Raw genomic sequence first — 19334 nt, 5'->3', positions numbered from 1 at the left:
CTGCGCGTCAGTGCGCCAGGAACGGCTGCGCGATCTTCAGCACCGTCTGGTACGGCTCCGGATCGTTGCGGTTGCTGAGCAGGATCACGGTCAGGTGCTGCCTGGGCCAGCGCACGATCACGTTGCGGAAGCCGATGCTCTCGCCCGAGTGCCACAGCGTGTCGCCGGTGATGCGCCAGCCATAGCCGTAGCTCGCCTCGTAGGGTTCACCGGTGACCTTGGCGTGCGGGCTGAAGGCGGTCTTGCGCGAAGCGTCGCTGAGCAGGCGGTCGTCGTAGAGCGCGGCGTCCCATTTGGCCAGGTCGTCGATGTTCGAGTAGATACCGCCGTCGCCGCGGGTGGCCGAGGTGAGGCTCTGGTCGGTGCGCAACCAGCGGCCCTTGGTCCAGCTGTAGCCATAGGCGCGGTTCGGCACCGTCTTGCTGTCGTGCACGTAGAGCAGCGTGTGGTCCATGTGCAGCGGCTCGAAGATGCGCTGCGCGAGGAAGTCCTGCAGCGTCTTGCCGGAGGCTTTCTCCACCACCAGCCCGAGCAGCACGTAACCGGAATTGCTGTAGCGATAGGCCGTGCCCGGCGCGAAGTAGCTGCGCGACGTGGCCGAAAGCAGCCGCAGCACGTCCTGGTCATTGAGCTGGGCGGTCTGCTCGGGAGGCATGAGGTCCTCGTAATCGATCAGACCGCCGGTGTGGCTGAGCAATTGGCGCAAGGTGACCTTGCCGGTGCTCGCCGGCAGCGAGGGCAGCCAGTGGCGGATCGAATCGTCGAGCTTGAGCTTGCCGTCCTGCGCCAGCAGCAGGATCGCCGCGGCGGTGAACTGCTTGCTCACCGAGGCGAGGCGGAAGTCGGTGTCCGGCGTGACCTTCGCGCGCTCCTCCAGGTTGGCCAGGCCGTAGCCCTTGCGCAGGAGTGGCTTGCCGTCCTTGAGCACGAGCAGGGCGGCGCCGGGGACGTCGCCCCGGTATGGCTGCATCAAGCGGTCGGGGTTCTGCACGGCGTCACCGGCATGGGCGGTGCCGAGCATCAGCAGCGAAGCGGCAACTAGGACCAAGCGCATGGCATTTCTCCGGAAGCTTTCCAGATCACCGAGTGGGGTGAAAATGCCGCGTCACTGGACCGGCACGTCGTAGATCGTGTGCGGCGTGGGCTCGCTGGCCCAGGTGTAGTGCCACCACTCCAGCGGATAGTTCCTGAACCCTTCGCGCTCCATCGCCGCGCGCAGGCGCAGCCGGTTCGCGTGCTGCTCGGGCGTGACGTCCGGCGCATCGGTGTGCGCGCGCACGTCGAAGAAGTCGAACGGCGTGCCCATGTCCAGCGGCAGGCAGTGCTCGCCACGGGCATCGCACTGCTCCATCGTCAGGTCGGCCGTGCCGCCGCGACTGTGTCCGGACACCGGCGCGATGTAGTCGCCCAGCAGCACGGACTTGTCCAGGCGCGGGTAGTGCGCGGCCTTGGTGTGCTGGTCGGACAGGTCGTGCGCCCAGCGCACGAAGTGCGCCACGGCGCGTGCCGGGCGGTAGCAGTCCCACAGCTTCAGGCGCTGGTGCGTCGTGCGCAATGCGTGCTCGACGCGCGCCAGCGCCTCAGCCACGGGGCGCTTGAGCAGGCATTTGGGGGCGAGATAGCCATCCACTGGCGCGCCGACGAAGTTGTCGTGGCCGGCGTACTTGATGTCCTCGGCGATGTCGGGCGCGAGGGCGCGGATGTCGACCAGGTCGGCTGCGGCAGCGGTCCGGGCAGGGGAGAGCGAGACGGTGTCCTTGGCGAGCGCCGGCATCGACAACATCCATGCGCATGCCAGTGCGATCCGACCGTAGGAGCGCACCCTGCGCGCGAGGTCGCGCGGGGGGTGCGCTCCTGCAGGGGCGAAGAGGCGGTTCATGGGCAATCTCCGGTGCGTTCGAAGTGCAGGTCCTCGTAGTCGGAACTGAAGTCGCCCAGCGGGTCGAGCTTGGCCATGGTGAGGGTGGGCGGCGAGCCGGCATGCGGATCGAGCCACGCGTCGAGGTCGACGGCCGGGTCGTCCCAACGGACCAGGTAGCGTTGGCCGAGCCGCTTCACTGTGCCGTGCATGTGCGGCGATTTCCGAGAGGCCCATTCGACGCGGTCCCCGCGCGGGCACAGCGTGACCTGGCCGAACCATGGGTCGCGGTAGCTGCCGCTCCAGCTGAAGTCGGCCGGCGCCACCGGGGCGGCCGTGGCGGTGTCGGGCGGACGCGCGGCGGCCGGGCGCTCAGCCGCTTCGTGGTCGAGCGCGTCGGCATACCAGTCGACGCCGTGGCCGTCGCCGGGCGCGGTGAAGTGCTTGGTCAGCACCTCGCCCAGCACGGTGCGTGCGTCCTCGGCCTCACCGTTGATCATGAATACGAAGCCGCTCTTGCGGTCGGGCAAAAGCGCAAGCATCGAGTACATGCCGCCCAGCGTGCCGGTGTGCCAGACCACCCAGGTTCCGTCTACGTCGGCCATGCGCCAACCGTAGCCGTAGGCCATCACGTGGCTGTGGTCCCAGGCGCGGCGCTGGCTGGACACGGGGATCAGCATGTGCGGCGACTGCAGCACCTCGCGCTGGGTGGAAGAGAGCCACTCCAACTGCCCAGGCGTGGGTGTCAGCCAGTTCCGTGCCCAGCTCAACATGTCGGTGAGATCGCAGCGGATACCGCCGGCGGGATCGGAAGTGATCGCGGGGACGATCGCCCCGTCCTGGCGCATCGGCAGGTTGTGGCCGTCCTTCCGGTAGTGCGGCTGGGCCACGTTGCCGACCTGCTCGCGGTTCCAGGTGCCGACCTGGCAGCGGGACAGCCCCAACGGCTGGAACACCTCGCGATGCATCAGCTCCTCGTAGGGCGCGCCGCCGGCGGCCGCGGCGACTTCGCCGGCGACCACGTAGAGCAGGTTGTCGTACTGGTACTGCGAGCGGAAGCTGTAACCGGGCTTGATGTAGCGCAGCCCATGGATGATGTCTTGACGCGTGAAGGCGTTCGGCTCGGGCCACAGCATCAGGTCGCCGCCGCCTTCGGGCAGGCCGCTGGAGTGGGTAAGCAGGTCGGCCACGCGCATGTTCTTCGTGACCCACGGGTCGGACATGCGGAAGTCGGGCAGGTATTTCGCGACCGGGTCGTCCCAGGCGAGCCTGCCCTCATCGACCAGCCGCCCGAGCAGCGCGGTGGTCATCGCCTTGCTGTTGGAGGCGATCTTGAAGAGCGTTTCCGCGGTGACCGGTTGGCCGGAACCGGCGATGGTCTCGCCGCGGGTGGCGGTGTAGACGACCTGGCCGTTCTCGATCACGCCGACCGCGATGCCCGGCAGGCGATAGCGGGCAACGACGGCATCGACGATCGGGTCGTAGGTGTGGTCGGCAGGTTGCGCGGCGAGGCCGAACGACGCGAGCAGCATCGCAAGGCAGAGAGAGGAGCTTGCACGCCTCCGCCACGCGCTGCGGCGTCGCGGGAGCGCGAGTCGATCAACGGCTCGCATCGCGCTCCACCTCGCGCCACACGCGCAGCAGGTTGCCGCCCCAGATCTTGGCGATGTCGGCGTCGCTGAACCCGGCACGGCGCAGCGCGGCGGTGACGTTGCGGGTCTCGCTGGCGTCCTTCCAGCCGGTGATGCCGCCGCCGCCATCGAAGTCCGAGGCGATGCCGACGTGGTCGATGCCGGCCACGTCGGCGATGTGGCGGATCTGCTTCACGTAGTCCTCGACCGTGGGCAACGGGAACTGCGCCTGGATCTTCGCCATGCCCGCGGCCATCGAAGGCAGGTAGTCGTGCTTGTCGCTGTCGTATTCCTTGTCTCCGGCCTGGCGCGCAACCTCGGCCTGCAGCTTTTTTTCTGCCGCCTCGCGGCCCGGGTCGTTCTTGAGGAACTCCTTGTAGGCCACGGCCTGGATCACGCCACCCTTGGCGGCGATCGCGCGCAGCAGGTCGTCAGGCAGGTTGCGCGGGTGGTCGAGCACGGCGCGGGCGCCGGAGTGCGAAGCGATGAGCGGCGCCTTCGACGCCGCCAGCGCATCGCGCACGCAGGCATCGGAAGCGTGCGAGACGTCGACCATCATGCCCAGCGCGTTGGCGCGCGCGACCACCTGGCGGCCGAAGTCGGTCATGCCGTGGTCGCCCTTGCTGTTCATCGCCGGCTCGCCTTGGTCCTTGTCCGGCAGCGAACTGGTGCACAGGTCGTTGTTGCCTACGTGGACCAGGCCGACGTAGCGCGCGCCGCGATCGTAGGCGGCATCCAGCCGGTGCAGGTCGTGCCCGAGCGAGTAGGCGTTCTCGATGCCGATCATCGCCGAGAGCAGGCCGGCCTTGCGGTTGGCCAGCGCCTGTTCGGGCGAGGTGGCCGCACGGATGCGGTCCGGATACCGCATCAGCATGTCGCCGATCGCCTCGTATTTCTCCTCGGCCTGTTGCACCGCCGTGGCGTAGCCGGCCGCATCGAGCTTGTGCTGCGGCACCCAGATCACGAAGAAGGCCGCGTCGAGTCCGCCGCGCCGCATCTTGCCCAGGTCCACCAGCAGCGGCGTGTCCTTGCCGACGTCGAAGCGCGGCTCGTGCATGTAGGTGAAAGGAATATCGACGTGGGTGTCGATGGTGATCGGCGGGTCCTGCTGCGCGTGCGCGGGAAGCGTGGCGGCCAGGGGCAGGGCGAGCAGGGCAAGGCGGGCGAGTTTAGGCATGCGCGGCGGTCGTCCTCTAGAGTTCGGCCCAATCCTGCGCCGACTGTTCGCCGGCGACCATCTCCTCGAGGGTCTGCCGGCGCCGGATCACCGCGTAGCGGCCATCGTCCAGCAGTACCTCGGCAGCGAGCGGGCGCGAGTTGTAGGTGGAGGCCATCGACGCGCCGTAGGCGCCGGTGCCCTGGATGGCGAGCAGGTCGCCCGGTTCGCATGCCGGCAGCACGCGGGCGCGGGCGAAGGTGTCGCCGGTTTCGCAGACCGGTCCGACGACGTCGTAGGTGGCGAGCGGCCGCGGATCGGGCGACACCGGCACGATATCGTGCCAGGCGTCGTAGAGGCTGGGCCGCTGCAGGTCGTTCATCGCCGCATCGAGTACCAGGAAGGACCGCTCGGTACCTTCCTTGATGCGCAGCACGCGGGTGAGCAGCACGCCGGCCTCCGCCACCAGGTAGCGGCCCGGCTCCAGCAGCAGGCGGCCCTCAAAGCCGGCCAGCGAGTCGCGAATCACTTGCGCGTAACTGCCGGCAGCGATGGGCTGGTCATGGCCTGCGCGGTAGCGCACGCCGAGGCCGCCGCCGACGTCGATGCTCGCAATCGGGTGGCCGGCGTGCAGCAATTCGCGCCAGAAGGACGCCACGCGATTCAACGCCAGCCGGAAGGGCTCCAGGTCGAGGATCTGCGAGCCGATGTGCACGTGCAGGCCGTCCAGCCGCACGTGCGCCAGCTGCCGGCGCTCGGCGAACCAGCGGCGCGCCTCGGCGATGCTCACGCCGAACTTGTTCTCGGCGCGGCCGGTGGAAATCTTGGCGTGGGTGAGCGCGTCGACGTCGGGGTTGATGCGCACCGCGGCGTTCGCCATCACGTGTCGTGCAGCGGCCACGCGCTCGATGGCGTGCAGTTCGTCCAGCGATTCGACGTTGAAGCGGGCGATGCCGGCGGCCAGCGCGGTGCCGATCTCCTCGTCGGTCTTGCCGACGCCGGAGAACACGATGCGGCTGGCCGGGATGCCCGCGGCCAGCGCGCGTTGCAGCTCGCCGGCGGAGACGATGTCCGCGCCCAGCCCGGCAGCGGCCATCAGTTCGAGGATGGCGCGGTTGGAGTTGGCCTTGACCGCGTAGCAGATGGTGGCGTCCAGGCCGGCCAGCGCGGCCTTCAGCCCGTCGATCCGCTGGCGGACCGCGTTGGCGGAATAGGCGTAGAGCGGCGTGCCCAGCCGTGCGGCCAGCGCGTGCAGGTCCACGCCATCGAAGGTCGGTTGCGGATCGGGCACGGAAGCGATGTCGTCGTGCCGGGAGGAGACGGTCATGGGGTCCATTTGAGCGGGGCCCAAAAAAGACGGCCCGCGGTGACCGCGGGCCGCCAGGCGGGGAGGGCCTTAGAAGTCCACGGCCACGGTCAGCTGCGTGAAGCGCGGCGACTGGAAGCCGATCGGCTGCATGAAGCTGGCGCTGGTGTCGTTGGAGATGGTGGTCTGCAGGTCCTGGTCCACCTGCACCGTGCGCTGCTGGTTGAGCAGGTTGTACACGGCCAGTTTCACGCGCAGGTTGCCGCCGCCCTGGAAGGGCAGGATGTAGCTGATGCCGGCATTGAGCGTGTAGGTCCAGGGCAGGCGGCCATAGGCGCCGCGGGGCGAACGCTCGTACACGCGATCCTCGGAATTGGGCGACGTGCAGTTCTCCACGCAGATGAAGTAGCTGTGGTAGTTCTGCGCGTCATACGGGTTGCCCACGCCGAAACCGGTGATCGGGCCGCCCGAATGGACGTCCAGGTCGCCGCTGACCTGCCAGTGCGGGGTGATCGCATAGGCACCGCGCAGCTTCAGCTGGTGGCGGCGATCGTTCGGCAGGTAGCCGTTGCCGCCGAAGTTCACCCACGGATCGTCGAAGTTCTCGGTGCGACCGGTGTCGTCGAAGTTGGTGTCGGAGTTGACCGGGCCCTCGGCGTTGCCGCGGTTCCAGGCCAGCACGTAGGACGCGTTGAACGACCACTTCTCGTCCCACGCGCGATCGAGCTGGAACTCCAGCGAGGTGTAGGTGCGCTTGGGCTTCACCCAGCCGCGCTGGCCCAGGTAGTTGCCGTCGGCGTCGTACAGCGCCCAGCCTTCCTTGGAGGTGTCGACCGTCAGGTAGCCGTCGGCGGTGCCGTCACAGTTGGTGTCGCCCCAGACGGTGACCTTCTCGCCCGGGTTGGCCATCACCCAGCCGACATAGCCATTCTCGCCGCACTGCGCGGTGGCGCTGATTTCCATGTCGTCGATGGCGTTGTGCAGGCGGCGGTAGGTGCCGCTGACGCCCCACGACCAGTTGTTGCCGATCATCTGCTGGAAGCCCAGGATCGCCTCGTCCTGGTAGACCGGGTCCATGTCGTGGTCGACTTCCGAACGCAGGTCGCCCACGGTGCCGTCGCCCTGCGAGGTGTCGACCGGGCCGATCTGCGGACCCAGTCGCGGCACGACGTAGCTGACGCCGTTGAGTTCGCGGGTCTCCCAGCCGTCGAAGGCGTAGAACGTGCGCTCGTCGAGCAGGCCGCCGGCCTGCTTGATGTTGATCACGTTGGCCACCGGCAGGAAGTAGCGTCCCAGGTTACCGAACAGCTTGGTGGTGCCGTCGCCGGTCATGTCCCAGGAGAAGCCCAGGCGCGGCGCGATCTGGCGGTCCATCTTGATGTAGCTGTTGCCCGCCGAATCCTGGTTGTCGAAGCTGTCGTTGCGCAAGCCCATGTTCAGCACGAAGTTGGGCGTGATCTGCCAGTTGTCTTCCAGGTAGTACGCCGAGTCGATGGTCTTGAAGGTGCCCTCGATCTCGTAGCGGCGCGCGCGGACGTAGTTGGTGTAACCGGCCGGGATCACCCCGCCGTTGTCGATGGTGTCGCCCGCCGCACCGGCATACACGGTGTAGTAGAGCGCGCCGGGACCGGGGTAGTAGCGGCTGTATTCGGAGGTGTTGACCTCGTGGTCGTAGCCGAAGCGCAGCAGGTGGTCGCCCAGCGTCCACTCGAAGTCGGCGCGGCCCTGCTTGCGCTCGTCGTTGCGCTTTTCCACGCGCGTGCTGGTCGAGCAGCCCAGCTGCGGGCCGGGCGGCGGCACGGCGGTGGTGTCGTCGATGGCGACCGGGTTGCATTCCAGGTCCAGCTGCGAACGGGTGAACGCCTCGCGGTTGTTCTTGCCGTACATCAGCTTCATCGACAGGTCGTTGGTCAGGTAACTGGTCCAGGTCAGCGCCCAGTTCTTGCCGCCGGTGTCGGTGTAGACCTCGTTGGTTTTGGCGCCGCGGGTGTCGGTGTCGTAGTCGTACTCATAGACGTCGCCGACGTTCTTGTTCTTGTCGGAGAAGGCCATCAGCGACAGCGTGTTGCTGTCGGTGATGTTCCAGTCGACCGTGGTGCCCCAGAAGCCCTGGTTCGAGGAGTTGTCGGTGATCGCGTTGCCTTCGTCGTTCGTATTGCGGGGCGATGCGCCGCGCGCCTCGTACATGGCGAAGAAGAACAGCTTGTCCTTCACGATCGGGCCGGACGCCCACACATTGGTCTTGATCAGCGAATCGCGGTCGCGGCTGGCGGTGATGTAGCGGTTGCCATTGGCGTCGTAGTGGTTCGCCGCCACCGAATGCCAGTTGCCCGGCTCCATCGTGAGCTCGGCGCCCGCCTTGAACTCGTTGGTGCCCGAACGCGCCACGGCGTTGACCACGCCGCCGGTGGTGCGGCCGAATTCCACCGAGTAGCCGCCGGTCTTGACCTGGAACTGGTCGTAGAAGGCGAACGGCGCCTCGGAGAAGCCGTTGCGGTTGTAGAAGTCGGTGACGTTCAGGCCGTTGACGTAGAACGCGTTCTCGGCGATCGAGGAGCCGCCGAAGGAAATGCCGCCGAAGCCGGCGTTGCCCTTGACCACGCCGGGCGCCAGCAGCGCCACCGAGGCCACGTTCTGGTCGACCGGCAGGCGCACCAGGTCGGCGCGCGAGACGATCGTGGCCGATTCGGTCGAGCTCACGTCGATCACCGGCAGCACCGAGCCGGTGACGTTGATGGTGGAAAGGTTGGTCGCGTTCATCGCGCCCAGGTCCACCGTGGTGGTGGTGCCCAGCGCGACCGTCACGTTGCGGGTCGGGCCGACCGGCTGGCCGCCGCTGGTAGCGCTGATGGTGTACTGGCCCACCGGCAGGTACGGCAGGCGGTAGTTGCCCTCGTCGTCGGCGACGACCGAGCGGGTCAAGCCTGTATCCGGGCTGGTCACCGTCACCGTGGCGCCGGCCTGGGTGTGGCCGGCCACCGTGCCGTCGGTGTTGGCCGCGTGCGCCGGTGGCGCGCCAAAGGCGGCGAGCGCCAGTCCGAGTGCCGTGCCGAGCACGGTCCTGCGCATGTTCCAAACCTTGCTGCTCATTTCCCCTACTCCCCTCGACGCCGGGTCGATGTCAGTTGAACTTGTTGGTTACTTGTCGTTGCGTCCGTGCAGGAACTGCCAGTCGAAGTGGTAATCCCACTTGTCGAAATAGAGATTGCCGCCGCGCCACTCGACCTCGCCGCGTTGCGAGTCGACCGTCTCGGAGCGCGGGAACTGCTTGGCCGGCACGAATGGACGGCTGTAGTCGTCGTTGAAGGCGATGCGGTAGGCATCCAGGCCGCCCAGGTAGAACCAGCGCAGGCGCGGATCGTCGCCGGGCTTGGGCTCGAGCTGGCCGAAGGTCACGTCCACCGGGACCCAGCCATAGGGCGCGAGGTAGAGCTGGCCCCAGTCGTGGATGTTGTCGTAGTCGCCATCGGAGAACATCCAGCCGGACTGCCAGCGCGCCGGGATGCCGTTCAGGCGCAGCAGGGTGAGCAGCAGCAGGGTCTGTTCGCCGCAGTCGCCGTGGCCAGCGTGCAGGGTGTAGTCGCTGATGTTGCTGATGGTGGAGTACTCGCGCGCGCCAGCCCAGGGAATCCGGTCGACGGCGGCGAACAGTTTTTGCGCGATGCGGTAGGGATTCTTTTCCTCGCCCACCACCTTGCGCGAAAACGCGCGCAGGTCGTCAGTGAAGACGATGTGCGGCGCGCGCTCCTGGACGAAGGGATCCAGTTGGGGCGTGATCGTGGCCGGCACCACTTTGTCCGGATCGATCGGGTGCGATTGCGCGCGCAGGGTCAGCTCGTAGGTGAGCTTGAATACGGTTGGCTGGCCGGCCTTCGCCGGCGTTTCCATGTAGGCGGTGCGCTGGAGCGTATCCGCCGGCGCGACGCGCGCGCCGGCCGGCGCGCTGGCGACGAAGCGGATGTCGTCCTGCTGGCCCGGGATCGCGCGCGGGTAGGGGATCCAGGCCTTGACCGTCTCGCCGGCCGGCACGGCGTCGGCGTCGACCGTGACCGTCTGGGTCACGCGTACGCGCATCGGCAGCACGCCGGCCTTGCCGGTCGCGAGTGCCTCGCGGAACGCGGCGCGGTGGTGGTCGTTGAGTGTCTCGTTCGGACCGTCGCCGAGCGGCGTCTGCACTGCGCGGCGGTTGCGGGCCTCGGCGCTCAGGCGATAGAGGTTCGACGGGGCGCGGTTGAAGTAGAGCGTGCGGCCGTCGATCACCATGTGTTCGAGCAGGCCGGCCTGGTCCCAGCGCGCGAACTCGGCGTCGGTGAGGTCGGGGATCTGCTTGCGGATGCGCGCCTTGGCTTCGTCGGCGGTCAGCGTGAAGTCGAGCAGGATGCGATGCATGCGCTCGCGCTGGAACTCGAGCGCCTCGCGCGCTTCGGGCGCAAGGCCCGGCTGGGCGAGCGCGGTCTCGATGGCCTTGCGGGCGGCATCGAAGTGGCCCTGGTCGATCTGCGCCACGATGGCGGGCGGGCCGGGCGGCGGCAGGCTGGCCAGCGCAGGAATAGCGCAGCAGAGCAGGCCCGCCAGGGCGGCGCACGCCAGTGCCCGACGGCGCGCCGGTTCGTGTTTGCCTTGCGTCGCTGGCACCCTCGTCATCGCACAACGCCCCCGCCAGTTGGCATCAAGGCCTTGTGTAACACGCTTGCAAAAGGTGGTCAATAATTTATGCTTCGGACCAATGTATGAGGAATGGCATATTCCTGACACGACGCACGAGGGGTAGCGCGTGATCCACACGGTATGGCCGTACCTGGCCGTGATGCTGCTGGCCGCCGGCCTGTTCCCGGCGCTCGAGCGGCGCACCGGCTGGCGCGTGTTCAACGTGCTGCCGCCGATCGTCTTCACCTACCTGCTGGTGACCGCGCTGGCGGTGTCCGGGTTGTGGGAGGTCAACGGCGAGATCCACGCCGCGCAGTCGATGCTGGTCTCGCGCATGGTGCCGGCGCTGTTGTTCCTGTTGATGATCAACTGCGACCTGCGCGCGATTTTCAAGCTGGGGCCGCGCGTGCTGGGCGTGTTCGCCTGCACCTCGGTGAGCCTGTTCATCGCCTTCATCGCCACCTTCCTGATCTACCGCCGCTGGCTGCCGGGCGATGCCTGGCACCCGCTGGCGGCGCTGTCGGGCAGCTGGGTGGGTGGCACGGCGAACATGATCGCGGTGAAGCAGGCGATCGGCATGTCCGACCAGCACCTGGCGATGAGCCTGCTGACCGACGCGCTCTGCTATTCCACCTGGGTGGCCGTGCTGTTCGCGGTGGCGCGGCTGGCGCCGGCATTCAACCGCTGGACCAAGGCCAAGTCGACCGGCGACCTGCCGTTGGCCGAGGCGAAGGCGACCGGACCGACCACGCCCGACTCGGTGCTGCTGTGGCTGGGCATGGCGCTGGCGGCGGCTGCGCTGAGCGCCTGGCTTGCCGGGTACCTGCCGACCTCGACCATGATCAGCGCCACCACCTGGACCATCCTGCTCGCCACCGGCGCGGGGCTGGTGGTGGCGCACACGCCGCTGGCGCGCTATCCCGGGGCCGGGACCATCTCCAGTGCGCTGTTGATCAGCGTGGTGGCGGTGCTCGCCTCGCAAAGCAACTTTCAGGGCATCGGCGAGGCGCCGCTGTACCTGCTATGCGGGGTGACCGTCATCGCGCTGCACGCGGTGTTGCTGGTCGGCTTCGCCAAGCTGTTCCGTTTCGACCTGTATCTGTGCGGGATTTCTTCGCTGGCCCACATCGGCGGCGTGGCGGCCACGCCGGTGCTGGCGGCGAGCTATTCGCGCGCGCTGGTGCCGGTCGGCATCCTGCTCGCGCTGCTGGGCTACATACTGGGCACCGGTTTCGGCCTGCTGGTCGCGTCGATCATGTCGGCGCTGGCGGGAACCTGACCCCATGAGGACCACGACCATGCGAACCCTTCTTCCTTCGGCGCTGCTGGCCCTGCTGCTGGCGACGCAGCCGCTGCATGCGCGCGAGCAGGTGTCGACGCTGAGCGTTCCACCCTCGGGCGTGCTGGGCGTGGGGGAGGCGCAGCTGACGCCCGCGTTCTGGATCGGCCTGCAGCCGCAGCCGGACAGGGTGATCCTGACCCGCGCGCAGATCGAGGCGCAGAACGCGAAGCTGTTCGCGCAGGACAGGTCCATGCACGAGCTGGGCAAGCTGCCGGCGAGCTTGAGTGCCGCGCAGGTGCGCGGCTGGATCGAAGACCTCGCCGATCCGCCGTCCAAGCCGCTGTACGACGTCGACGGCAAGCCGGTGGCGCAGGCGACACTCAAGGACATCGTCGACGAGCGTGCGCTCGATGCGGTTCCAGCCAGCCAGCAGACCCGCTTCGGGCTGGTGGTGCGCCGCGCCGCGCTGCGCACCTTCCCGACCACGCTGCGCGTGTTCAGCCATCCGGGCGACACCGACATCGACCGCTTCCAGGAAACGGCCGAGTTCCCCGGCACGCCGGTGGTGATCGCTCACGCCACCCGCGATGGCCGCTGGCTGTTCGTGGTGAGCCCGCGCTACGCCGCCTGGACCGAGGCGAAGAACGTCGCCGAGGGCAATCGGGACGCAGTGCTTGGCTACGCCGCCAAGACGCCGTACCGCATCGTCACCGGGGCCAAGGTCCACACGGTCTACACCCGCGAAGCGCCGGCCGTCTCGCAGGTGGAACTGGACATGGGCACGCGCGTGCCGGTGCTCACCGGCCTGCCGCCGGACCAGGCGGTCAACGGCCAGACGCCCTACGCCGCGCACGTGATCGAACTGCCGGTGCGCAAGGCCGACGGCTCGCTCGCCTTCAGTCCGGCGCTGATCCAGAAGAACGCCGACACGTCCGCGGACTACCTGCCGCTGACGCCGCGCAACCTGATCACCCAGGCGTTCAAGTTCCTGGGCGAGCGCTACGGCTGGGGCCATGCCTACGACGGGCGCGACTGCTCCGGCTTCGTCTCCGACGTTTACCGCTCGATGGGCGTGCAGATGCCGCGCAACACCTCCACCCAGGGCGTGAGCCCGGCCTTCGCCAGGCATGCCTTCAGCGACGCGAGCTCCCACGACGAGCGCCTGCAGGCGGCGCACGCGCTGGAGCTGGGCGACCTGGTCTACATCCCGGGCCACGTGATGATGTCGCTGGGCCAGTGGAAGGGTCAGCCCTGGGTGATCCACGACGTATTGGGCATGAGCTACCGCAAGGCCGACGGCTCGACCGCGCGCGTGAAGCTCAACGCCGTTTCGGTGACGCCGCTGCTGCCGATGCTCTACGGCAAGGACTCGACCTTCATCGACCACATGACCAGCAACGTGCGGATGCGGCCCTAAGCGTTCCCGCAAGGGCCGGTGGGCGCCAGCCCACCCTACGGACAACACAAGACCAAGACATCATGAAGATCACAGACATCCAGTTCGGCATGCTGAGGGTGCCCTTGAAGACACCCTTCAAGACCGCGTTGCGCACCGTCAACCAGGTGGAAGACATCGTGGTGATGGTGCACACCGATACCGGACAGGTCGGCTACGGCGAGGCGCCGGCCACCGCGGTGATCACCGGCGACACGCACGGCTCGATCGTCGATGCGATCCGCCACTACATCTCGCCGCGGCTGATCGGCCAGGAGATCGCCAACCTCAACCGCCTGACCCACCTGGTCCAGGGTTCGATGGAGAAGAACTCCAGCGCCAAGGCGGCGGTGGAGATCGCCATCTACGACCTGTGGGGCCAGCTCTACGGCGCGCCGCTGTACAAGCTGCTGGGTGGCGGCGACCCGGTGATCACCACCGACATCACCATCAGCGTGGACTACATCGACAAGATGGTCGCCGACTCGGTCGCGGCGGTGGAGCGCGGCTTCGAGTCGCTGAAGATCAAGGTCGGCAAGGACATCGGCGTCGACATCGAGCGGGTCAAGGCGATCTACGCGGCGGTCGAAGGCCGCGCGCTGCTGCGCCTGGATGCCAACCAGGGCTGGACGGCCAAGCAGGCGGTCTACGCACTGCAGACGCTGGAGGAGGCCGGCATCAAGCTGGAGCTGGTCGAGCAGCCGGTCAAGGCGCGCGACCTCGAAGGCATGCGCTACGTCACCGAACGCGTGCACACGCCGGTGATGGCCGACGAGAGCGTGTTCGGCCCGATGGAAGTGATCGAGCTGATCCGCATGCGCGCGGCGGACATCATCAACATCAAGCTGATGAAGACCGGCGGCATCTCCAACGCGATCAAGATCGCCGACATCGCCGCGCTGCACGGCATCGACTGCATGATCGGCTGCATGCTGGAGTCCTCCATCAGCGTGGCGGCCGCCGTGCACGTGGCGGTGGCCCGCGCCGACGCGATCAGCAAGATCGACCTGGACGGGCCATCGCTGGCCCAGTTCAACCCGGTCGACGGTGGGGTAATCTTCAACGAATCGGAAATCTCCGTGACCGACGCCCCGGGCCTCGGCATCCGCGAGATCAGGGGCCTGGAGAGGATCGCGGACTGATGTCGCCGCTGGTCAAAATCCGTTCGGAACGCGACCAGATGTCCGCGGTCGAGCGGCGCGTGGCCGACTTCATCCTGGAAAACGCGCACCTGTTGCGCGACTACTCCTCGCAGCAGCTGGCCAACGCGCTGGGGATCAGCCAGTCCAGCGTGGTCAAGTTCACCCAGAAGCTGGGCTTCAAGGGCTATCCGGACCTCAAGTACTCGGTGAGCGAGGCGATCGCTCGCGCCGACAACGGCGACGCACCGGCGCTGGCGCGGGCCGGCGAGGGCGAGGAGGAAGGCCCGGGCGCGCTGTGGCGGTGGAAATCCGAGGCGGAGGAGGCGAGCCGGCTGATCAATCCGCCGGAAGTGATCCAGTCCATCGCCACGGCCATCGAGCAGGCCGGGCGCGCGGGCAAGGTCTTCATCATCGGCCTGGGCGAGGACGACATCTACGCGCGCAACTTCGCGCTGCGGCTGTCGCTGCTGGGCATCCTCACCGTGCACAACTTCGATACCGCGCGGATGACCGCCAACGTATCGGCGGCGGGCGCCGGCGACGTGCTGCTGGTGTTCTCCGAGCACGGCAACCATCCGGCGCTGTGCAAGATCGCGCGCTACTTCCGCGAGCGGCGCGGCAAGGTCATCACCGTCACCCGGCACACCGCCAATCCGCTGCGCACGCTGGCCGACATCCAGTTGCTGGTCAGCGCGCACGACGAGCGGCCGTACATCCAGCCGCTGCTCTACCAGTCGGCGCTGCAGCACCTGCTGGACAACGTGTTCGTGCGCCTGTGCGAGGAGCACGACGATCGCCATGCGCAGCTTTTGGCCAACCTGGAGCGCATCCAGTTGATGCTGGAGCCGTAACGTGGTCGTTCGCGCTTGCGCTTGCCATCCACGCGGGCGGGCGCTCGCTTACCCCGAGAGATCCATTTCCCATGCGTAACTGTCTGCTGCTGGGTCTGGCGTTGGTCGTCGCCGGAAATGCCGTCGCCGCGGCCGACGAATCCGCCGCCTGGTCCGACGCCCGACAGATGGTCGTGGTCACCACGTCCGGCTGGAACGTCAACCACGGCACCCTGCGCACCTACGAGCGCACCGCGGACGGCTGGAAGGAAGCCGGCGCGCCCGCGCCGGTCACCATCGGCAAGGCTGGCGCCGGTTGGGGGCTGGGCCTCAACGTCCCGCGCCACGACGGCCCGGTCAAGCGCGAAGGCGACCTGCGCAGCCCCGCAGGCGTGTTCGACATCGGCGAGGCGTTCGGCTACGCCGCCAAGGCCGATACCGCGATGCCGTACCGCGCGCTCAGCGCCACCGACTACTGCGTCGACGTCAGCGGCTCGCACCAGTACAACCGCATTGTCGATGCCAAGGTGGTGGGCGAGAGGGCGGTCGAGGGCTCCACCGAGCCGATGCGTCGGGACATCCACGTCAACGGTGACCAGCGCTACCGCCAGGGCTTCGTGATCGAGCACAACCCGAAGCAGCGCCCGCAGGGCGGCAGCTGCATCTTTGCCCACCTGTGGAAGTCGCCGGTGGACGCGACCACCGGCTGCACTGCGATGGATCCCTCGCTGATGCACCGGCTGCTGGCCTGGCTGCGTCCGGACGAGCACCCGGTATTCGTGCTGTTGCCGGTAGCTGCGTACGAGAAGCTGCAGGCCGAATGGCATCTGCCGGCGCTGGAGGAAGCGGCACGATGAGTCCGACCGCGCGCGTGCTGGGCGGCCTGGCCGCCGGCGCCATCCTCGGGCTGATCCTGGCGGCGTGGAATCCGCTGGTGGCTGCACAAGTGGCCGACGTGGTGCAGCCGATCGGCAAGCTCTGGCTCAACGGCCTGCAGATGACCGTGGTGCCGCTGGTGCTGGCGCTGGTGGTGGTGGGCGTCAACACGGCCACCGATGCGGCGGCGTCCGGGCGCATCGCGCGGCGCGCGATCGTGGTGTTCATCCTGCTGTTGTTGCTGGGCGCCCTGTTCACTGCCGCGGCGGCGCCAGCGCTTTTCTCGCTCTTCCCGCACAACCCGGCTTTGCGCGACGCGCTCGACCACGCGGTGGTGGGCAGCGCGGCGCAAACGGCTCCGGTGAGCTGGTCGGCGGCGCTGGTCGCCATGATTCCGAGCAACGCCATCATGGCCGCCGCGCAGAGCGCGATGCTGCCGCTGGTGGTGTTCGCGCTGTTCCTGGGCTTTGCGCTGACGCGCATCGCGCCCGCGCGGCGGGCCACGCTGGTGGAGTTCTTCCAGGCGATCGCCGACGCCATGATCGTGATCGTGCGCTGGGTGCTGTGGGTGGCGCCGCTGGGCGTGTTCGCGCTGATCCTTGGCGTTTGCGCGCGCTCGGGGCTGGGCATGCTGAGCGCGCTGGGCGTGTACGTGCTGGCGGAGATCGTGTTGTACCTGGCGGTGACCGCGATGATGTACGTGGTGGCGGTGGCCTGGGGAGGCGAGAACCTGCGCCGCTTCGCCAGCGCGCTGCTGCCGCCGCAGGCGGTCGCGATCAGCACGCAGTCCTCGCTCGCCTCGTTGCCGGCCATGCTGGAAAGCGCCGAGCAACGGCTGGGCTACCCCAAGCAGGTCAATGCACTGGTGCTGCCAATGGCGGTCACGCTGTGCCGCCTGACCAGCCCGGTGCAGTACCTGACCTCGGCCGCGTTCATCGCCTGGGCCTACGGCGTCGACCTTTCCGCGACCCAGCTCATTGCCGGCGCGGTGCTGGCGGTGGTGATCAGCCTGGGCTCGGTGGGCCTGCCCGGCGCGGTGACCTTCATCGCCACCAACCTGCCGGTGGCGCAGTCGATGGGGCTGCCGCTCGGGCCGCTGGGCCTGATGCTGGCGGTCGACACACTGCCTGATGCTTTCGCCACCCTCGGCAACGTCACCGCCGACGTTACCGCCACCAGCGTGGTGGCGCGGCAATCGCGCGATACCGCATCGGCGCAGCCGGACGCTGGCCCGGCATAACCCACGCACAACCTTCCCCGCCTCCCCCGCAACAGGGGAGGGAATCCGCGAGAGTCCCAGCATGCAATCGATCGAAACCGATGTGATCGTGATCGGCGCCGGCATGGCCGGCGCGTCGGTGGCCTACTTCCTCGCGCCGCACGCGCGCGTGCTGGTGCTCGAGCGTGAGGCCTACGCCGGCATGCATTCGACCGGCCGATCCGCGGCGTTGTTCAGCGAGACCTACGGCTCGCCGCAGGTGCGCGCGCTGACCCGCGCGACGCGGCCGTTCCTCGACAGGCCGCCGGAGGGTTTCGCCAACGCGCCGATCCTGACGCCGCGCGGAGCCACGGTGATCGGCACCGCGGAGGACGCCGAACGCGTGCGCGCGGAATACGAGGCGATCCTGCCGTACACGCGCGACCTCGAACTGCACGATGCGACGCGGCTGCGCACGAGCGTGCCGGTCCTGCGGCCGGGAGCCGCCGCCATCGGGATGCACGAACCGGGTGCCGCGGACATCGACGTCAACGAACTGCACCAGGGCTTCCTGCGCGGCCTGCGTACACGCGGCGGGCAACTGCGGGTGAACGTGGCCATCCGCGCGATCGAGCGCACGGCCGCCGGTTGGGAAGTCGATGCGGGCGAGGCGGTCTACCGCGCGCCACTGTTGCTCGATGCCGCTGGTGCCTGGGCCGATCAGGTCGCACGGATGGCCGGCGTCGCGCCGCTGGGCCTGCAGCCCAAGCGCCGCTCGGCGTTCGTGTTCGAACCGCCGGCCGGCATGGACGTGCACCGCTGGCCGTTTATCTGCGACATCGCCGAAACGTTCTACTTCAAGCCCGACGCCGGCCTGCTCCTCGGCTCGGCGGCCAACGCCGATCCGGTCGATCCGCACGACGTGCAGCCGGAGGAGTACGACATCGCGCTGGGCATCCATGGCATCGAGCAGGCCACCACCATGGAGATCCGTCGCCCCACGCGCACCTGGGCCGGCCTGCGCTCCTTCGTCGCCGACGGCGACCTGGTCGGTGGCTTCGCACCTGACGCGCCGGGCTTCTTCTGGGTCGCCGCCCAGGGCGGCTATGGCATCCAGACCAGCGCCGCGATGGGCGAGGCCTGCGCCCATCTGGCGCTGCGCCGACCGTTGCCCGGGCCGCTGGTCGATGCCGGCATCACCGCGGCGATGCTGTCGCCCGCGAGGCTGTCGTAGGGGCGACTGCACCGCCCGTGGGCGGGCGACGAACCGCGATTCCTTCTGGAAGCGGGTGTGGCGCGAGTGCTCCCGGGCGCGGCGTTGCCGGGAATTCGACGGCCTAGGCGACGCGTCGCGGCCGGCGTACGACGCGCAGCTTGCCGCTGCCACCGCCGCCGCAGAAGAAGCGCTCGCCGTCGCTGTCCAGGCCGGAGACACCCGTGCCCTCGGGCATGTCGATGCTTTCCAGCACCATGCCGTCGCGCGGGTCGATCCGGCGCAATTCGCTTTCGCCGCCTTCCCAGGTGCCGTGCCAGAGCTCGCCGTCCACCCAGGTGACGCCGGTGACGAAGCGGTTCGATTCGATGGTGCGCAGGATCGCGCCGGTGTCCGGGTCCACCTGGTGGATCTTGCGGTCCTGGTACTGGCCCACCCACAGCGACCCTTCGGCCCAGGCCAGCCCCGAATCGCTGCTGCCGGGCGCGGGAATGGCGGCGAGCACGCGGCCGGTCTGCGGATCGATCTTGTGGATACGGTTCTCGGCGATCTGGTACAGGTGCCGGCCGTCGAAGGCGGTCCCGGCGTGCGCGGCCGTTTCGATCGAGCGCAACGGCTGGCCGCTGTCCGGGTCCACGGCGGTGAGGCCTTCGCCACCGGCGAACCACACCTGGCGGCCGTCCCAGGTCACGCCATGGACAATGTCGACGCCCGGATAGGGACCCAGTTCGGCGAGGATGTCGGCGTGCGAACGTTTCAT

The 19334-nt window shown here is 68.4% G+C and carries 15 protein-coding genes; 7 read left to right on the top strand and 8 right to left on the bottom strand.

Annotated features, from left to right (window positions below; genetic code table 11):
* Positions 1 to 7 precede the first annotated feature (7 nt).
* From ACFWZ4_RS06280 to ACFWZ4_RS06250, 7 genes are all read right to left on the bottom strand, one after another.
* A complete protein-coding gene (locus ACFWZ4_RS06280) occupies positions 8 to 1054 on the bottom strand; it encodes a serine hydrolase domain-containing protein (RefSeq protein ID WP_439703873.1) in 1047 nt (348 codons plus the stop codon).
* Positions 1055 to 1105: 51 nt separating this feature from the next.
* Positions 1106 to 1783, bottom strand: coding sequence for a M15 family metallopeptidase (locus tag ACFWZ4_RS06275; protein ID WP_439704279.1), 678 nt, complete (start codon positions 1781 to 1783; stop codon positions 1106 to 1108).
* A gap of 92 nt (positions 1784 to 1875) precedes the next feature.
* Positions 1876 to 3390 (bottom strand): serine hydrolase domain-containing protein, encoded by a 1515-nt coding sequence (locus ACFWZ4_RS06270; protein ID WP_439703872.1) that lies wholly within the window; start codon positions 3388 to 3390, stop codon positions 1876 to 1878.
* 67 nt (positions 3391 to 3457) lie between these two features.
* On the bottom strand, positions 3458 to 4666 hold the full coding sequence (locus ACFWZ4_RS06265; RefSeq protein WP_439703871.1) for a dipeptidase: 1209 nt from the start codon (positions 4664 to 4666) through the stop codon (positions 3458 to 3460).
* Positions 4667 to 4682: 16 nt separating this feature from the next.
* Positions 4683 to 5972 (bottom strand): diaminopimelate decarboxylase, encoded by a 1290-nt coding sequence (lysA, locus tag ACFWZ4_RS06260; RefSeq protein ID WP_439703870.1) that lies wholly within the window; start codon positions 5970 to 5972, stop codon positions 4683 to 4685.
* A gap of 69 nt (positions 5973 to 6041) precedes the next feature.
* Entirely contained in the window at positions 6042 to 9041 is a 3000-nt protein-coding gene (locus tag ACFWZ4_RS06255) for a TonB-dependent receptor (RefSeq protein WP_439703869.1), read from the bottom strand.
* Positions 9042 to 9089: 48 nt separating this feature from the next.
* Positions 9090 to 10517, bottom strand: coding sequence for a transglutaminase-like domain-containing protein (locus ACFWZ4_RS06250; RefSeq protein WP_439704278.1), 1428 nt, complete (start codon positions 10515 to 10517; stop codon positions 9090 to 9092).
* Positions 10518 to 10725: 208 nt separating this feature from the next.
* Here ACFWZ4_RS06250 and ACFWZ4_RS06245 point away from each other — a divergent pair, with 208 nt between their 5' ends.
* The 7 genes from ACFWZ4_RS06245 to ACFWZ4_RS06215 all read left to right on the top strand — a co-directional run bounded on the left by ACFWZ4_RS06245 (position 10726) and on the right by ACFWZ4_RS06215 (position 18595).
* Positions 10726 to 11877: a DUF819 family protein gene (locus tag ACFWZ4_RS06245; RefSeq protein WP_439703868.1), complete on the top strand. Its 1152-nt coding sequence runs from the start codon at positions 10726 to 10728 to the stop codon at positions 11875 to 11877.
* 19 nt (positions 11878 to 11896) lie between these two features.
* Positions 11897 to 13297: a C40 family peptidase gene (locus ACFWZ4_RS06240; RefSeq protein WP_439703867.1), complete on the top strand. Its 1401-nt coding sequence runs from the start codon at positions 11897 to 11899 to the stop codon at positions 13295 to 13297.
* A 62-nt stretch (positions 13298 to 13359) separates the two neighbouring features.
* On the top strand, positions 13360 to 14457 hold the full coding sequence (locus ACFWZ4_RS06235; RefSeq protein WP_439703866.1) for a dipeptide epimerase: 1098 nt from the start codon (positions 13360 to 13362) through the stop codon (positions 14455 to 14457).
* Positions 14457 to 15308: a MurR/RpiR family transcriptional regulator gene (locus tag ACFWZ4_RS06230; RefSeq protein WP_439703865.1), complete on the top strand. Its 852-nt coding sequence runs from the start codon at positions 14457 to 14459 to the stop codon at positions 15306 to 15308. The genes ACFWZ4_RS06235 and ACFWZ4_RS06230 overlap by 1 nt, the downstream gene beginning before the upstream one ends.
* Positions 15309 to 15379: 71 nt before the next feature.
* Positions 15380 to 16144, top strand: coding sequence for a L,D-transpeptidase family protein (locus ACFWZ4_RS06225; RefSeq protein WP_439703864.1), 765 nt, complete (start codon positions 15380 to 15382; stop codon positions 16142 to 16144).
* Complete coding sequence (locus ACFWZ4_RS06220; protein ID WP_439703863.1) at positions 16141 to 17403, top strand: dicarboxylate/amino acid:cation symporter; 1263 nt, start codon at positions 16141 to 16143, stop codon at positions 17401 to 17403. Before ACFWZ4_RS06225 ends, ACFWZ4_RS06220 begins: the two co-directional genes overlap by 4 nt.
* 61 nt (positions 17404 to 17464) lie before the next feature.
* Positions 17465 to 18595, top strand: coding sequence for an NAD(P)/FAD-dependent oxidoreductase (locus tag ACFWZ4_RS06215; RefSeq protein WP_439703862.1), 1131 nt, complete (start codon positions 17465 to 17467; stop codon positions 18593 to 18595).
* A 103-nt stretch (positions 18596 to 18698) separates the two neighbouring features.
* Here ACFWZ4_RS06215 and ACFWZ4_RS06210 read toward each other — a convergent pair whose 3' ends face one another.
* Positions 18699 to 19334, bottom strand: a complete 636-nt coding sequence (locus ACFWZ4_RS06210; protein ID WP_439703861.1) for a Vgb family protein — start codon at positions 19332 to 19334, stop codon at positions 18699 to 18701.

The organism is Frateuria sp. GZRe12, from assembly GCF_051900535.1.
In the GTDB taxonomy this organism is placed as follows: Bacteria; Pseudomonadota; Gammaproteobacteria; order Xanthomonadales; family Rhodanobacteraceae; genus Frateuria_A.
Note: the sequence above shows the minus strand (reverse complement) of the source record. Positions and strands in the feature narration are given on the sequence as shown.

What these genes read in the sequence shown, in the direction of transcription:
- ACFWZ4_RS06280 (WP_439703873.1), bottom strand. Translation starts at nt 1,054, where the DNA reads ATGCGCTTGGTCCTAGTTGCCGCTTCGCTGCTGATGCTCGGCACCGCC.
- ACFWZ4_RS06275 (WP_439704279.1), bottom strand. Translation starts at nt 1,783, where the DNA reads ATGTTGTCGATGCCGGCGCTCGCCAAGGACACCGTCTCGCTCTCCCCT.
- ACFWZ4_RS06270 (WP_439703872.1), bottom strand. Translation starts at nt 3,390, where the DNA reads ATGCTGCTCGCGTCGTTCGGCCTCGCCGCGCAACCTGCCGACCACACC.
- ACFWZ4_RS06265 (WP_439703871.1), bottom strand. Translation starts at nt 4,666, where the DNA reads ATGCCTAAACTCGCCCGCCTTGCCCTGCTCGCCCTGCCCCTGGCCGCC.
- lysA (WP_439703870.1), bottom strand. Translation starts at nt 5,972, where the DNA reads ATGACCGTCTCCTCCCGGCACGACGACATCGCTTCCGTGCCCGATCCG.
- ACFWZ4_RS06255 (WP_439703869.1), bottom strand. Translation starts at nt 9,041, where the DNA reads ATGAGCAGCAAGGTTTGGAACATGCGCAGGACCGTGCTCGGCACGGCA.
- ACFWZ4_RS06240 (WP_439703867.1), top strand. Translation starts at nt 11,897, where the DNA reads ATGCGAACCCTTCTTCCTTCGGCGCTGCTGGCCCTGCTGCTGGCGACG.
- ACFWZ4_RS06235 (WP_439703866.1), top strand. Translation starts at nt 13,360, where the DNA reads ATGAAGATCACAGACATCCAGTTCGGCATGCTGAGGGTGCCCTTGAAG.
- ACFWZ4_RS06230 (WP_439703865.1), top strand. Translation starts at nt 14,457, where the DNA reads ATGTCGCCGCTGGTCAAAATCCGTTCGGAACGCGACCAGATGTCCGCG.
- ACFWZ4_RS06225 (WP_439703864.1), top strand. Translation starts at nt 15,380, where the DNA reads ATGCGTAACTGTCTGCTGCTGGGTCTGGCGTTGGTCGTCGCCGGAAAT.
- ACFWZ4_RS06220 (WP_439703863.1), top strand. Translation starts at nt 16,141, where the DNA reads ATGAGTCCGACCGCGCGCGTGCTGGGCGGCCTGGCCGCCGGCGCCATC.
- ACFWZ4_RS06215 (WP_439703862.1), top strand. Translation starts at nt 17,465, where the DNA reads ATGCAATCGATCGAAACCGATGTGATCGTGATCGGCGCCGGCATGGCC.
- ACFWZ4_RS06210 (WP_439703861.1), bottom strand. Translation starts at nt 19,334, where the DNA reads ATGAAACGTTCGCACGCCGACATCCTCGCCGAACTGGGTCCCTATCCG.